A 16,064-nucleotide genomic window follows, 5' to 3' on the forward strand; every position below is an offset into this window, starting at 1 on the left:
CTCTGGGATAAATCCCAGAAAAATAGCACTCAGATGATTTATTCAATTCATCTGAGTGCTTCTTTTTATTCATCATTAACTTGAATATTAATCATTTTATGAAAAAGTGCATCAATGGCTTCATACGACATATTACTATTATGTTCACGCATCCATTCCATAAAACCGTATAAAGTCGCACCGTAAACATAAAATACTAAATCTATTGGAACGCTTTGGTCAACCGTTATACGGTGTTCGTTTGCTTTAATATCATTTTGCAGTATACGGATAAAATGATTTTCAACTGTACGTTCAAATTCTTTATCGTCTTCTTGTTTATGCTTTATTTTACTAAAATCGTCAATGTGTGTGACGGATTGTTCCATGCTAGTAAAAGGGTTATTGATACGATCTTTAATATCTGTGGAAAAGTAATCTTGAGTTAAGTAAGTCATTAAATAAATAAGTAAATCGTATTTATCATAGAAATGCTTATAGAAGGTTGTACGATGAACTAACGCTTCATTGCAAATTTGATTAACAGAAATAGTTGAAAACGCATATTTTTCTAATAGTACATATAAGCTTTGAGATAATGCCCGTTTTGTTTTGATTACACGCAAATCTTTTTCATTCATTCTACAATTCTCCTAATCTGTAGTTTAAATATACGGAATTGGATATTTAGTTCTTTTTTAAATAGGGTAAATCATTATAAGATGTCAATAGAAATAATCTACAGTATATGTATAAACTATAACGTTGATTAATTAAGGAGGCAATAGTTTGGCGAAATTTTTATACAAATTAGGTTCATTTGTTGCAAAGCACAAATGGTGGAGTGTTGTTGCTTGGGTGATTATTCTTGCAGCAATTATTATACCGCTTACAATAAGTTCACCTAAGTTTGATAATGATATAACTATGAATGGCTTACAGTCATTAGATACGAATGACAAAATAGAAGACGAATTTGGGCAAGACAGTGAGAAAGCTCAAATTAGAGCAGTCTTTAAAAGTGATTCAGATAATGGCATAGTGAAGCAAGATATGACTAAAGATATCAAAGATACATTGAAAGATATTAAAGATGATGATGGAGATATTAAAAATATCTCAGACCCTTATGACAATAAACAAATCAGTGAGGATAAATCGACAGCCATCGCAGATATTAATTATGATGTGTCTGCAACGTCATTAAAAGAAGATTCAAAAGATAAAGTGAAAGACCAAGTTGAAAAATTAGAAGATGAGCATAATGTACAAGTAGAACTGATGGGTACAGGTATGGAATCGACTGAAATTGGCGGTTCTTCTGAATTAATCGGAGTGATTGTCGCATTTGTTGTACTTCTAATTACGTTTGGATCGTTTATTGCAGCAGGTATGCCAATCATTAGTGCTTTACTTGGTTTAGGCACGGGTGTAGGTATCATATCGTTATTGACGTATGCATTTGATATTCCAAATGTTACTTTAACATTAGCGGTTATGATTGGTTTAGCAGTAGGTATCGATTATGCACTATTTATTTTATTTAGATATCGTCAAATTGTTAAAAGCGAACCAAATCATATTAAAGCAATAGGTTTAGCTGTAGGAACTGCAGGTAGTGCAGTCATCTTTGCAGGTGTTACAGTCATTATTGCTGTTTGTGGATTATCACTTGTTGGTATAGATTTCCTAGCCGTAATGGGCTTCGCTTCTGCAATTAGTGTATTTGTCGCAGTGATTAGTGCATTAACTTTATTACCAGCATTGATTAGTATTTTCCATAAGCAAATTCATCCTAAACAAACGAAAACTGAGTTTGAGGGAGATGTAGATACGAAATGGTCCAAATTTGTAGTTGGAAAACCACTTGCAGCAGTGCTTATTGGACTTATTATCTTAGTTGTAGCTGCTATACCGATTAATGATATGCGTTTAGGTATACCTGATGATGGTATGAAACCAGCGGATACAACTCAGAAAAAAGCATATGATATTGTATCTGATAAGTTTGGAGAAGGATATAATGGTCAAATTGCAATGCTTGTCAATGTGAAAGATCAAAATGATAATCCTGAAGCGTTGCAAAAAGACTTACAAAGCTTGAGCAAAGATATTAAAGATATGGATAATGTGAAAATGGTTGCACCGCCACAATTAAGCAAAAATAAAGATTATGCATTAGTAGCGGTAATTCCTGATAAAGGTCCAAATGCTAAATCTACCAATGATTTAGTTCATGATTTGAGAGATTATAATGATGATGCGAGAGACAAATATAACTTCAAAACTGAAGTATCTGGACAAAGTGTAATTAATATAGATATGTCGCAAAAACTAAATGAAGCTATCCCATTATTTGCTGGCGTAATCGTAGCATTAGCGTTCGTACTATTAATGGTTGTCTTCCGTTCTATCATTATTCCACTAAAAGCAGTTCTAGGTTTCGTCCTTTCTTTAGTGGCAACATTAGGCTTTACGACTTTAATAATGCAAGAAGGATTTATGTCTGAACTGTTTGGCGTAGATACAACGGGACCATTACTAGCATTCTTACCAGTTATTACAATTGGCTTGCTCTTTGGTTTGGCGATGGATTACGAAGTATTCCTTATGTCCCGTATTCATGAAGAGTATAGTAAAACAGGTAATAATGAGCACGCGATAAAAGTAGGTATTAAAGAAAGTGGTCCAGTCGTTGTTGCTGCAGCACTTATAATGTTTAGTGTGTTTATTGCATTCGTCTTCCAAGATGATGTGATGATTAAATCTATGGGATTATCACTTGCCTTTGGTATATTGTTTGATGCATTTATCGTACGTTTATTACTGATTCCTGCATTGACACAATTATTTGGCAAAGCATCTTGGTATATGCCTGCATGGTTAAATCGAATATTACCACATGTAGATATTGAAGGGCATGCCTTACAGGGTGAGATGCCAGCATCTAATTATGCACATATCAATCAGTCTGCAGGTAATGATAGCTATGATCGTACATTTAGCATCCGCAAACAACAAAACACATATAATGAAGAAAATAATACAATACCTGTGGATCAAAAAACGAAAATGTTATATAACGAAATTGCACAACAAACAACGCAACGTGCATTTTTATATGAAGCTTTAAAATCATATAAAAAAGATTTAGCACAGTCGCAAAATGATAGTGAACAATCAACATCCTTCGCTACACACGTAGAGAATAAAAACGAAAATACGCGTGGCCGTGAAGATGATGAAATTGTTAAGCTATTAGCACAACAAAGTGAAAACATTCGACATTTAAATGAACTAATTGAAAAAACAATTAATAAAAAGTAAAAATTCCGGGAATTAACACTGTTCCCAGAAAAATACTAATCCGTTGTGTACGGATTAGTATTTTTTTTATTTATAATATTCCTAGAGCTAAAGTTTTTTTAAAAGTCTGTTGGAGTATCGTTCGATTCTGTACCTACTTCACTTGAAGTGTTAAAGCATACCAGTTTAACACACTTTAACATCGTTTTAGCATATCCATAAATTAGCAAGATATATTAAGCACATAAATGACCGTCAACAAAATCAGAGACTTTATTTGAAGATAGGTAGATTTTTGTCCAATTAACGACAAATTAAAATCAAAATAGCAAATATGCACTTATTTTATTAAAATATATTTTAATAAAGAGGTGTGTTATGGAAAAATTTTATGATATCGAATTTAATCCAAGCAATAATTCAGTATTTAATTTTAATGATGGTGTACGTATCGTTCTCGTATTAAAAAATAAATTAAAATTTGTCAGTGGGACTAGTATTCATAAATTTCAAGCAGGTGATGTTTTTATTATCAATCATCGAGAGCGTTATCGACTGATTGAGGAGGATGACACTTTATATACCGCTATTCATTTGAAAGCATCGTATTTAAAACAATATATCAGTGATTATAATGATAAAGTATATATTTTAAATTCCCAGACATTGCAAAACGTCATTTATCAACAAATTCTGAATGTTGTGGCTAAGATAGGTGTCGTCTATATTCGAAAAGGTAAATTTTATAGATTATATATGGAACAACTGTTAATTGACTTAATGTTTATGATTGTTAGATATTTGCCAGCTTATGAAAATATAAATCATGAACATCATGTCAATGATCATCGTCTAGCATTTGTATGTAAATATATTGAAAGAAATTTCACCAAACCAATCACATTAAGTGAAGTAGCTGAAAAGGTGCATTTAAGTCACACATATTTGTCTAAATTATTTACAAAACATATGGGTATCGGTTTCAATCACTATGTTAACCATATTAGAATTGAACATTGTAAAAATGACTTAATACAAACAGATGATGCTATCACTCAAATTGCTTTTAAAAATGGCTTTAGTAACTCTAATATGCTGTTGAAATATTTTAAATTAGACACAGCATTAACGCCTTCGCAATATAGAAAAAAATATCAGGTAGAAGATATAGTGAGCACCGCCGATAAACCCACTGAGTCAGAAAACTATCAAATGTATCTATACTATTTAAATTCTTATATACAACAAACGCTAGGTACTATGATCCAATCCCCCTATAATCAAAAAGTTATTGATATTACATTGAATTACGATCAAACATACGATTTATCAGATTATAACCATGTGATTCAAATTGGTAGTTTTGATACATTGCGTCTTCAAAGATACAGAAAACAACTGATAGAAGTGCAACAATTTTTAGGCTTGGATCATGTTTTGATTAAAGATCCTATTTTAAAAGGCTACATTGATCATAAAGTTATTGAAAGTGATGAACTCATTCCTACTATGCATCCTTATATGAAAGTAGATGAATGCTTAAGTTTTTTATTTGAACATCACATAGGTTTAGGAATTGAAATTGATCCTCCAACATTACCATCCCAATTTGCGGAATATACAAAAGAATTAAGATTTTTATTAGAGCATATTTATAATACTGTGCCGAATAGACAACAATTCAAATTAGTCATTTACTTGAAGGGCAAAAAAGCCAATATGCTATTAAAAATAATAATGTTATTTAAGGAATACTTTGAACATACTCAGATTATACTTAATACGGATATCACTGATATTAATGAAGTGACAACTGCCCAACAAATCTTGGATAGTTCCAGTGAAAATGTTGATAGTATAGCGTTTAGCGCAAACCAAAATGATATTATTAATTTCAAATCAATTGAAAGTCAACAGTATGATTTAGCTAAAAGACATATCATAGAACAGTATAATAAGATCACTGAACGATTTAATATAAAAGGAAAAGATGTTTCAATTGTCTTACTTAATTGGAACACTTTAACAGGTAATACAAGCCTTACAAATGGTGAATATTTTAGAGCAGGTATCATATTTGAGCAATTGATTGATATGAATCATCAAATTAACGCAATTGGCTATTGGCTCAATCACGAATTACACCATCAATATAATTCAAATGAGGTTACTTCTGAATTAAATGGTATTGATTTATATCATCAGTTTGATGGAAAAAGACCTGCATTTTTTACAAGTATGTTTTTTAAAAAATTATTTAATCAAGTACTTTTTAAAAATGAAGACTGTATGGTTGTAGGACAGAGTGATCATTTTCAAATCGTAATATGGGATGCAGAACATTACAATCCATATTATATGACGAATGAACAAACAGATTATTTAAGTCATAAAGAGTATCAACTCAATATATTAAATGCTACTACTGGATCATATAAGATAAAACATTTAACACTAGATAAAAATAATGGTGCGCTTTATCAAGTTTGGCAACAGTACAATACACAACATGGTATGGATATAGAAACAATTAATTATGTGAATAGAATCTCTTACCCTAAATTAGATGTCAGTGAAGTTGATGTCGTAGATACGATATCTTATCATTTGAAATTACAAACCAACGCCATACAGATAATTGAATTTAAAAAATACTTTTAATTATATTTATAGAGAAAAAATACAATATGATTCGCTGAGTAGTATGTTTGACGATAAAATGGTCATCAAATTTGTTTAATGTTAAATGCAAAATGACAAAAATAGCATAGTCCATTTTTGTCATTTAAAACCACAAATGCTATTTAGAAAATAATCGATACTAAAACCACAATTATTATATATTTTAGCAAAATATATCCGACTACTATATTTTATAGAGAGGATAGCAAGTATCATTTATTGATTTATTGAAAATGTCGAGAGATAAGTACATTTTCCAACTAAGCTAATCTTCCCTATTTGTCATTTTAAAAATATTTTAGGAGGATGAACAAATGACGCAACAGGGAAATACGAAGAGTTATCAAGGTGACAACAAATTAATATTAGGTATTGTATTAGGGGTTGTCACTTTTTGGTTATTTGCGCAATCTTTATTAAACGTAGTTCCTACGTTACAACAATCATTTAATAGTAATATTGGTACAATCAGTATTGCTGTTAGTATTACAGCATTATTCTCAGGGATGTTTGTTGTTGGTGCAGGAAGTCTAGCGGATAAAGTAGGACGTGTGAGAATAACATATTTTGGTTTATGGTTAAGTATCATTGGTTCTTTATTGATTATAATTAGTAATCTACCAATACTACTTATCATAGGAAGGGTAATTCAAGGTTTATCAGCAGCAGCAATCATGCCTTCAACTTTAGCAATTATGAAGACATATTTTGAAGGTAAGGATAGACAGCGTGCACTGAGTTATTGGTCGATTGGTTCATGGGGTGGCTCAGGTTTAGCATCCTTATTCGGTGGTATGGTTTCAACTTTTATTGGTTGGAGATGGATTTTTATTTTATCTATCATTGTTGCACTAATTGCAATGTTATTAATAAAAGGGACACCGGAAACGAAATCTGATAGTACAACAAACTTGAAATTTGACTTTACTGGGCTAATTCTTTTTGTAGTTATGATGTTAAGTATTAATGTCGTGATTACGCAAAGTGGTACATTTGGCATGCTTTCACCTATAATAATAGGATTGCTTATTGTATTTATTATCACAACTATAGCTTTTGTCATAGTTGAAAACAAAAAGCATAATCCATTAATTGATTTTAAATTATTTAAAAATAAAGCTTATACAGGCGCGACATTATCCAATTTCTTACTTAATGGTGTTGCAGGTGCCTTGCTGGTAGCCAATACATTCGTTCAAAAAGGTATAGGTTTCAACGCATTCCAAACAGGACTTTTATCGATTACATATTTGGTTACTGTATTGTTGATGATTAGAGTCGGTGAAAAAGTTTTACAAAAAGTGGGTGCTAAAAAACCGATGTTGTTAGGTACAACATTTAATATGGTTGGTATTATTTTAATATCATTTACATTTTTGCCAAGCGCACTATATGTCGTAGTATGTATCATAGGTTATTTACTATATGGATTAGGATTAGGTTTTTATGCGACACCTTCTACAGATATGGCGATATCTAATTCTCCTGAAGATAAAGTTGGTGTAGCTTCGGGTATTTATAAAATGGCTTCCTCATTAGGTGGTGCGTTTGGTATAGCTTTATCAGGAGCATTATATGGCGTTGTTACAGAAGCTACAAATGTGAAATTTGGAGCGATGGCTGGTTTATGGCTAAATGTATTAATGGCATTGCTTTCATTCGTTATTATTCTTTTAGCTGTGCCATCATTTAAGAAACAAAATAAAGCATAATTCAATATTACAACGTTGTCATTTGAAAAGTATATAATGACATTAAGGTATCGTATATTTCATTGGAGGAATGATTATCATGAAACAACTGATTGAAAAATTGAAAGAAAAAGAAGCACGTATGATTGAGATACGTCGATACTTACATCAACACCCAGAACTATCATTTTGTGAAAAAGAAACACCTAAGTATATAGAGTCGTTTTATGAAGGTAAAGATTGTAAGGTTGAAACGAATGTAGGACCAAATGGTTTGAAAGTTATTATAGATAGCGGTAAACCAGGTAAGACAATCGCAATTCGTGCTGACTTCGATGCTTTACCAATTCAAGAAGATACGGGTCTAGCATTTTCTTCTAAAAATGATGGTGTGATGCACGCATGTGGGCATGATGCACATACTGCATATATGTTGATTCTTGCAGAGACACTTATTGAAATGAAAGACCAATTTAATGGTAAAGTGGTTGTTATACATCAACCTGCCGAAGAAGTACCTCCTGGTGGTGCTCAGTCAATGATTAAAGATGGTGTTTTAGATGGTGTTGATCACGTACTAGGTGTTCACGTCATGAGTCATATGCCTGCAGGTAATATCTATTATCGAGAAGGAAATGTACAAACTGGGCGTGACTTCTTTAAGCTTAAAGTCAATGGTCAAGGCGGACATGGCTCTTCTCCACATACAGCAAATGATAGTATTGTAGCAGGTGCATATTTTGTAAATGCTTTACAGACCGTTGTTTCCAGACGCTTAAATCCATTTGAAACAGGTGTTGTTACCATAGGTTCATTTGATGGTAAAGGACAATTCAATGTGATTAAAGATAGTGTTGAAATAGAAGGTGACGTACGTGCGTTAACAGATGATACTAAAAACACAATTAAAAAAGAAGTGACGCGTTTGTCAGATGGATTGGAAGCGATGTTTGGTGTCAAATGTGAATTAGACTACCATGATGATTACCCAGCATTGTACAATGATCCTGAGTTTACAAAATTTGTTGTAGACACAATAAAAGAAGCGGATACTGATGCCATTAAAAATGTTGAAAGATGTGAACCACAACCGCCTTCAGAAGATTTTGCTTACTATGCAAAAACAATTCCAGGCACATTTATTTATGCTGGTGCTGCACCAGAAAATGGTGAAATCCATCCCCACCATCATCCTAAATTTAATATCAGTGAAAGTTCAATGCGAGTTTCTGCAGAAGCAGTAGGACTAACAGTATTAAATTATCTTAAATAATACAATTAATTATGAAAGCTACCATACATTTCTATTGCAGTAGAATACATGATTTACGATAGTAGAATATTGATTAGTGTTATAAACCTAATTAATATTTATAAATAAAAAACAGGCGCATACGAGGTTTATTACTTGATAAACCAACCATACGTATACACCTGTTTTTTTGTTGTATAAATCACACGTTGATATAGGACAAAAATAAAATTACATTAAATAACTAATGAGGTTTTTCGCTAATTAAAAAAGTGATCATGATAACAAAAGGTTTAATATTAGGTCATTTAGTGTATATGTAAATTGAAAAAAAGAAAGGAATGATTACATTGAATGGCGAGAAAAAAATAAACGCCCTGTTAGATGATTATCAAAAGCAATTAAAGAAATTATTTAAGTATGATAAAGCAAACGCACTGAGTTTTGATAATGAAAGTAGAAGTAAAGTCGCAGAACAAAAAGGTGTTTTTGTAATTTTTGAAAATAAAAAACCAATATTTGTTGGGCAAGCTGGTGGATTTATGACTGGTTTTAAATTTACACAAAAAGATTTATCTGATAAATTAGGCCAATTTAATTCAGCTTCAGACGCTGGTACTGCAAAATTTAGAAAAGCGTATTTAGCGCATCATGGTTTAGATGAAGCAGAAATGAAAAATATTAAGGCAAGTGAAAAAAATTTAAAGTTTCAATACATTAAGGTTAAAGATAATTTAGCTTTTATCAATATTTTAGAAATTTTAGCATTAGAATATGCTAAGAAAAATAAAATAAACTTATTTAATTTTTCTTAGTTAAAATCTATGTGTATTTGAACTGCTGAGAAAGTGGTGATTAAAATGAATATTGGAACATTTAAAATTCATTTTCAACAACATGATATTTTTGTGAAATTGCCCAAAGCATACGATGAAGCAAAAGAAAGTGGTTATTCACTTATATTAATGCAAGATGGAGACGAGTTATTTAAAGATATTGAGCGAGATATGATATTGGTTGGAGTACAGTCCAACAATAGAAATCAGGATTATAGCCCATGGGAAACGGTTGTAGATGGGGTTCATTATAAAGGGGAAGCGGATACTTATATTTTATGGATGACTAAGCATTTGCTTCCTTATTTAAGAAAATGTTTTAATATATCACAAAGAAACGAAGATATCTGTATAGCTGGCGCTTCACTAGGTGGATTACTTGCTTTGTATACATTATTTAAAAGTCCAGAAAATTTTGGCAGCTACATATTAATATCACCTTCTGTATGGTACCCAGGATTTGTACAGTTTATGAAACAACAAACCGTTATTAAAGATGACAAACAAATTTATTGGTATGTCGGAGCGCTCGAAGGACAACAACAATTTAGCATGAAACAAGAGATGTTTGTTCGAACAGAATTCGCTGTAGATATATTAAGTGAATTACTGTTTTCTGACAAAGCAATATTTTATTATACTACTAATAGGAACGGTAAACACAATGTATTGTATTTTAAAAGCTATTTTGCTAAAGCAATTAAGAAATTATTTTGATATTGTCAATTTTAGGAAAAAATTAAGTATTTAGTTTAAATTATCAGAAAATTCATAATAATCTGCGGTCAATAACCCCCTTTTCAATAAAACAATGGTAATATTTTAGTTATATGTATTTTTATAAATTGTATTATCACTGATTGCAATTTTCAGATTTGTAAAATACATGAATGAATATATCGTTATTAACATTGAAATAGGGGATGTTTTTATGACAGTGAAAATAGAAAAAGTTTCAGGTAGTAAGTTATTAACTGGCATTGTTTTATCTATATTAACATACTGGTTATTTGCCCAAGCATTTTTAAATATTGGACCTAAAATACAAACTACTTTTGATGCGAGTCCGGATATCGTAAATATTTCAGTGAGTCTAACCTCATTTGTAACAGGTGTATTTATGGTAGTAGCTGGGAATATATCAGATAAATTTGGTAAAGTGAAATTGACGAGAATTGCTTTAGTGTTAAGTATTGTTGGTTCTTTGATGTTGATTGTTTCAGGAAATGTTGTAATGCTACTACTTGGTCGTATTGTACAGGGACTTTCTGCAGCGATTATCATGCCAGCCACAATTTCTATAGTGAATGATTTTTTTGACGGTGATGATAGACAAAAAGCACTCAGTTTTTGGTCAATCGGTGCATTTGGTGGTACTGGGTTATCTTCCTTTTTTGCAGGAGCACTGGCTACATTTATTTTTTGGCAGTCTATTTTTATATTATCGATCATATTATCAATCGTAGCTTTAGTTTTACTGCGTAAATTACCAGAAAGTCGGATTAATAAAGCAGAAACGAGCCCGTTTGATTATATCGGTTTAATCATTTTTATTATTATGATTGGTAGCATTAGTTTTGTCATCACGCAAGGCTATAAAATAGGTTGGTTAAATGCTGTAACAGTAATCTTATTTGTCATATTTTTAATTTGTATATACATATTTTTCAAAGTAGAACGTGTCAAAAAGGTGCCGTTTATCGATTTAGATTTATTTAAAAATAGGCCTTATATTGGTGCCGTTTTAGCTAACTTTTTATTGAATACCGGTGTAGGTGTGATTGCTTTATTAAATATGTACGTACAATCCGGCTTGAAATTAACAGCTTTCCAAGCAGGATTGTTAACTTTACCTTATTTAATTTCATTATTGCTAGTCATTCGCTTAGGTGAGAAGAGTATTAAAAGATTTGGTGCAAAACGCGCAATGATTATTGGCCCAATATTTACTGGCTTAGGTGTATTAATGTTCAGTTTGACATTTTTTGATACTACGCTTTATGTTGTTGTAGCGCTAATTGGTGCTATATGTTTTGGTGGCGGTACAGGATTATTTGCGACACCAGCTTTAAGTACGGCGGTTTCTACGACTCCACCGGAAAAAGTAGGTGTTGCTTCAGGGATTTTTAAAATGGGATCTACATTAGGCGGTGCATTCGGTATAGCAATTATGACTTCTATTTTTACTGGTATAATTCAAAGTGGTCATAGCATACACATTGCAGCGGGTGTAGGTTTTATCATGGGGACTTGTTTAGTATTATGTGGTGTATTAGCAAGTGCACTTGTTATACCAACACGGAAAGTGAGTCAGTGAAGGGTATTTCGTTTATTAATCGCTAGGTTGAGTCTGATATTATGATTCGTTCCACGCCTTTTTTTACTAAACATGTGAAATGGAGTGATTATGAGGAATATATATCATGACAAAATGTTGTTAATAAGTATAACTAATCTTGTTGCTACACAATGACTTAAAGCGCGATTACCGTGTTTTTCTATCATGACTTGTATCAACTGTATCTATTTTACATTAAAATATAAAAGGATTATGATAATCACAAAATATACTAGAAAGAAGTGGTATGATGCACTATAAAACATATTATGAGTCACCGATTGGTCGGATTGCACTTACGTCAGATGGTGAAGCAATTACAGGCTTGTGGTTACCGAAACACGATGATTTCGAATCAAATTATGACGAGGCATTAACAGAAGCGGAATTACCAGTTTTTGAAAAAGTTATTAGTTGGCTCGATAAATATTTTTCAGGAAATAACCCGAAAATTGATTTTGCACTGAAACCTATAGGAACCGAATTTAGAGAGCAAGTTTGGGATGTTTTATTGAAAATACCATATGGAGAGACTGTTACTTATGGTGAAATTGCTAAAGAAATAGGTATTAAAAGAAATAAGCCAAATATGTCTTCACAAGCAGTTGGTGGTGCGGTTGGTACAAATCCGATTTCTATTATAATTCCATGTCATAGAGTCGTTGGAAAAAACGGCAGTCTTACTGGATACGGTGGTGGCATTGATACAAAAATAGAGTTGTTGAAATTGGAAAAAGTAGATATGCAACCGCTTTACAGACCAAAATATAGTACGAAACCTTAAGCGTAAATTTGCGCATGACTGAAAATTATTGTAAATAAATATTATTATCTTATACATTTTGTATTTTTTATCAATAAAATTTTCTGAAAATATAAAGTTGTTTCTCTTGCTCAGTGTGTTATCCTATAAAACGTCTTTTTTATTATTATTAGAGGGGTGGAAAATTTGGATAATACAAAAAAGTCGTTTTCTAGTGTGTTTATTTATTCAGCACTAGTCGTAGGCTTATTAGTAGTTATTGGAGCTATTTTTCCAGCTAAATTTGGAGAAATTACTGGTGTTATTTCTTCTTGGGTGACGAAAACGTTTGGTTGGTATTATATGTTACTGTATACAGTAATTTTAGGTTTTTGTGTATTTTTAGTATTCAGTCCTATTGGAAAATTGAAATTAGGCAAACCGACAGATAAACCGGAATTTCATACAGTATCTTGGTTAGCGATGTTATTCAGTGCAGGTATGGGCATAGGTTTAGTGTTTTATGGTTCTTCAGAACCGATATCACATTATTTAGCACCGCCAACAGCAGATCCTGAAACGAAAGAAGCGATGGCACAAGCCTTTAGGTCTTCATTTATTGATTATGGATTTCATCCTTGGGCAGTTTATGGCGTAGTGGCATTAGGTTTGGCATATTCTCAATTTCGTAAAGGAGAAAATGGCTTAATTTCTAGAACGCTAAGACCAGTGTTGGGCGATAGAGTAGATGGCCCAATTGGTGTCATTGTTGATGTTTTAGCGGTATTTGCAACTATTATTGGTGTTGCGGTTTCTTTAGGTGTAGGGGCAATACAGATAAACGGTGGTTTAAATTATTTATTTGGTGTGCCGAATAACTCTGTTGTTCAAGGAATTATTATTGCTGTAGTTACCGTATTATTTTTATATAGTGCATGGAGTGGCTTGAGTAAAGGTATCCAATATTTAAGTAATTTAAATATGTTTTTAGCAGCATTGTTGCTTATTGTTATCTTTATTGTAGGACCAACCGTATTGATATTAAATATGATGACAAGCGGTACTGGTGATTACCTTAATTCACTGATTTTTAATAGTTTAGATGTAGCACCATTAAATGAACAAAAAGCTGAGTGGTTGAAAAGTTGGACGATTTATTATTGGGGCTGGTGGATGAGTTGGAGTCCATTCGTGGGTATATTTATTGCGAGAATCTCAAAAGGTCGTAGTATTCGCGAATTTGTAATTGCCGTATTAGGCGTACCCGTTGTGATTAGTATTATTTGGTTTAGTGCTTTTGGTGTAACTGGCATAGATGTTGGACAAGCTCATAGCGAGATATTTAAAATGCCACCAGAAACGCAATTGTTCGGTATTTTTAATGAGTTACCATTTGGTTTTGTATTATCAATTATTGCGTTAGCATTAATTGCTTCATTCTTTATCACTTCTGCAGACTCTGCAACCTTTGTTCTAGGTATGCAAACTGCATATGGTACTTTGAATCCTTCAGGATTTATCAAAATTGTATGGGGACTTGCATTAGCAGCTATCGCTTACGTATTATTATTAGCTGGTGGTGATACTGGACTAGATGCATTACAATCAGCGGCAATTATTTCTGCTTTACCGTTTAGTTTTGTCGTTATATTAATGATGATTTCCTTATATAAAGATGGAAATGAAGAGCGTAAATATTTAGGGTTATCGTTACAACCCAAAAGAGAGATTGAAACACAAGATTTAAACGAAACAAATCGTGATTAATTCTTATAGGAAATTTCAACATAGTGACTTTAATATGATAAAAGAGGATGCCTTTATGTAAGTGAAGTAAAAGGCATCCTCTTTCTTTTATATAAAAAGACCCGTAAGTGAATATTAAAAATTCATTTACGGGTTTATAAATAATCTTTGATGTTAGATAAAGTTATTCAGATATAGACATTTTTATGTCATTAATCATTCTGAATAAAGTGAGATAAGATTAAGTGAATTGAAACTTAATTTAATGTATTATAATTACGAATATGATCATTGATACTTTCGAGATAGAAAATATCTTTTGTTTCATTTGCTAGTTCAACATCATGGTCAAATTCAAGGTTGTCGAAACGTTTGAAAAATGTTTCATATGTGTCAACAGAGATTTCTGTACGATGATTTAATAGATTTTTATGTTTTTCTATATCAAGCGCATCTTGATAACCTTCCATTAATTTACCGCTAAAGAATTCACCAACAGAGCCTGAACCATAGCTGAATAGACCAATTGTATCACCAGCGTTTAATTCGGTATGTGTTTCTAATAATGAAATCAAGCTTAAGTACAATGACCCAGTATAAATATTACCTACATAACGGTTGTAATAAGTTGCCGCGTCATATCCAGAAGTTAATCGTTCTTTAGTTTCTGTGTTGATATCTTCAGTTAAGATAGAATCAAGTGCTTTTTTACCCATTTTAGTAAATGGCACGTGGAAACATAATGATTTAAATGTATCTAGTGTAGTATTATATCTACGTGCATATTCATTCCAACTTTCTTGAAATGAGTGGATATAGGCATCTTTTGATAATGCACCATCCACAAGTGGATACGGTTGTCCACTTGGACGCCAAAAATCGTATACATCTTCTGTAAATGCAACTGCGTCATCATTTAGTTCAAGAATACGTGGGTTTTGTGTTATCATCATAGCAACTGCACCTGCACCTTGCGTTGGCTCACCGCCAGATTCTAGGCCGTAGCGCGCAGTGTCACTAGCAATAACTAAAACTTTTTCATTGGGACGGCTAGCTATATAATCTTTCGCTAATTGAATTGCAGGCGTGGCAGCGTAGCAAGCTTCTTTCATTTCAATACAACGTGCGAATGGTTGAATACCTAAAAGATTATGTATTTGAACTGCAGATGCTTTAGCAGAATCTATAGCAGATTCAGTTGCAACAATAACCATGCTAATTTGTTTTTTATCATCTTCAGAGATGATTTCTTTGGCAGCATTGGCACCCATAGATACAATATCTTGACTCATTGGGCTGACTGCCATTTCATTTTGCCCAATACCAATAAGAAATTTATTTGGGTCAACTTGACGAGATTCGGCAAGTTTAGCCATGTCTACATAAAAATTTGGAACATAAAAATTGATTTGATCAATACCAACTGTCATAAAGTGTATCGACACCTTTCTTTAATAAATAAGCAATTGTATCATATCAAATCACATGTATA

The 16,064-nt window shown here is 32.2% G+C and carries 11 protein-coding genes; 9 read left to right on the top strand and 2 right to left on the bottom strand.

The features are described 5' to 3' along the window. Window positions 1–65 precede the first annotated feature (65 nt). Complete coding sequence (locus tag KA814_RS00890) at window positions 66–620, bottom strand: TetR/AcrR family transcriptional regulator (protein ID WP_064209242.1); 555 nt, start codon at window positions 618–620, stop codon at window positions 66–68. A gap of 148 nt (window positions 621–768) precedes the next feature. Between KA814_RS00890 and KA814_RS00895 the strand changes: the two genes are divergently transcribed. The 9 genes from KA814_RS00895 to KA814_RS00935 all read left to right on the top strand — a co-directional run bounded on the left by KA814_RS00895 (window position 769) and on the right by KA814_RS00935 (window position 14,593). Further along, window positions 769–3,306, top strand: coding sequence for an MMPL family transporter (locus KA814_RS00895; RefSeq protein WP_064209243.1), 2,538 nt, complete (start codon window positions 769–771; stop codon window positions 3,304–3,306). 357 nt (window positions 3,307–3,663) lie between these two features. Beyond that, window positions 3,664–5,946: a transcriptional regulator AryK gene (gene aryK / locus KA814_RS00900; protein WP_064209244.1), complete on the top strand. Its 2,283-nt coding sequence runs from the start codon at window positions 3,664–3,666 to the stop codon at window positions 5,944–5,946. Between the two features lie 335 nt (window positions 5,947–6,281). Then, window positions 6,282–7,679, top strand: coding sequence for an MFS transporter (locus tag KA814_RS00905; protein ID WP_064209245.1), 1,398 nt, complete (start codon window positions 6,282–6,284; stop codon window positions 7,677–7,679). Between the two features lie 76 nt (window positions 7,680–7,755). Next, entirely contained in the window at window positions 7,756–8,931 is a 1,176-nt protein-coding gene (locus KA814_RS00910) for a M20 family metallopeptidase (RefSeq protein WP_064209399.1), read from the top strand. A 329-nt stretch (window positions 8,932–9,260) separates the two neighbouring features. Beyond that, entirely contained in the window at window positions 9,261–9,725 is a 465-nt protein-coding gene (locus KA814_RS00915) for a hypothetical protein (protein ID WP_064209246.1), read from the top strand. Window positions 9,726–9,770: 45 nt separating this feature from the next. Next, window positions 9,771–10,463: an alpha/beta hydrolase gene (locus tag KA814_RS00920; protein ID WP_210122643.1), complete on the top strand. Its 693-nt coding sequence runs from the start codon at window positions 9,771–9,773 to the stop codon at window positions 10,461–10,463. Between the two features lie 214 nt (window positions 10,464–10,677). Then, window positions 10,678–12,063, top strand: coding sequence for an MFS transporter (locus tag KA814_RS00925; protein WP_064209248.1), 1,386 nt, complete (start codon window positions 10,678–10,680; stop codon window positions 12,061–12,063). A 271-nt stretch (window positions 12,064–12,334) separates the two neighbouring features. Beyond that, complete coding sequence (locus tag KA814_RS00930) at window positions 12,335–12,868, top strand: methylated-DNA--[protein]-cysteine S-methyltransferase (RefSeq protein WP_046206741.1); 534 nt, start codon at window positions 12,335–12,337, stop codon at window positions 12,866–12,868. 165 nt (window positions 12,869–13,033) lie between these two features. Further along, on the top strand, window positions 13,034–14,593 hold the full coding sequence (locus KA814_RS00935; RefSeq protein WP_046206742.1) for a BCCT family transporter: 1,560 nt from the start codon (window positions 13,034–13,036) through the stop codon (window positions 14,591–14,593). A gap of 236 nt (window positions 14,594–14,829) precedes the next feature. Here the strand turns inward: KA814_RS00935 and KA814_RS00940 are convergent, their stop codons facing one another. Continuing rightward, entirely contained in the window at window positions 14,830–16,002 is a 1,173-nt protein-coding gene (locus tag KA814_RS00940) for a hydroxymethylglutaryl-CoA synthase (RefSeq protein WP_210122644.1), read from the bottom strand. Between the last annotated feature and the right edge of the window lie 62 nt (window positions 16,003–16,064).

Source organism: Staphylococcus sp. GDY8P196P, from assembly GCF_017891705.1.
In the GTDB taxonomy this organism is placed as follows: domain Bacteria; phylum Bacillota; class Bacilli; order Staphylococcales; family Staphylococcaceae; genus Staphylococcus; species Staphylococcus ureilyticus.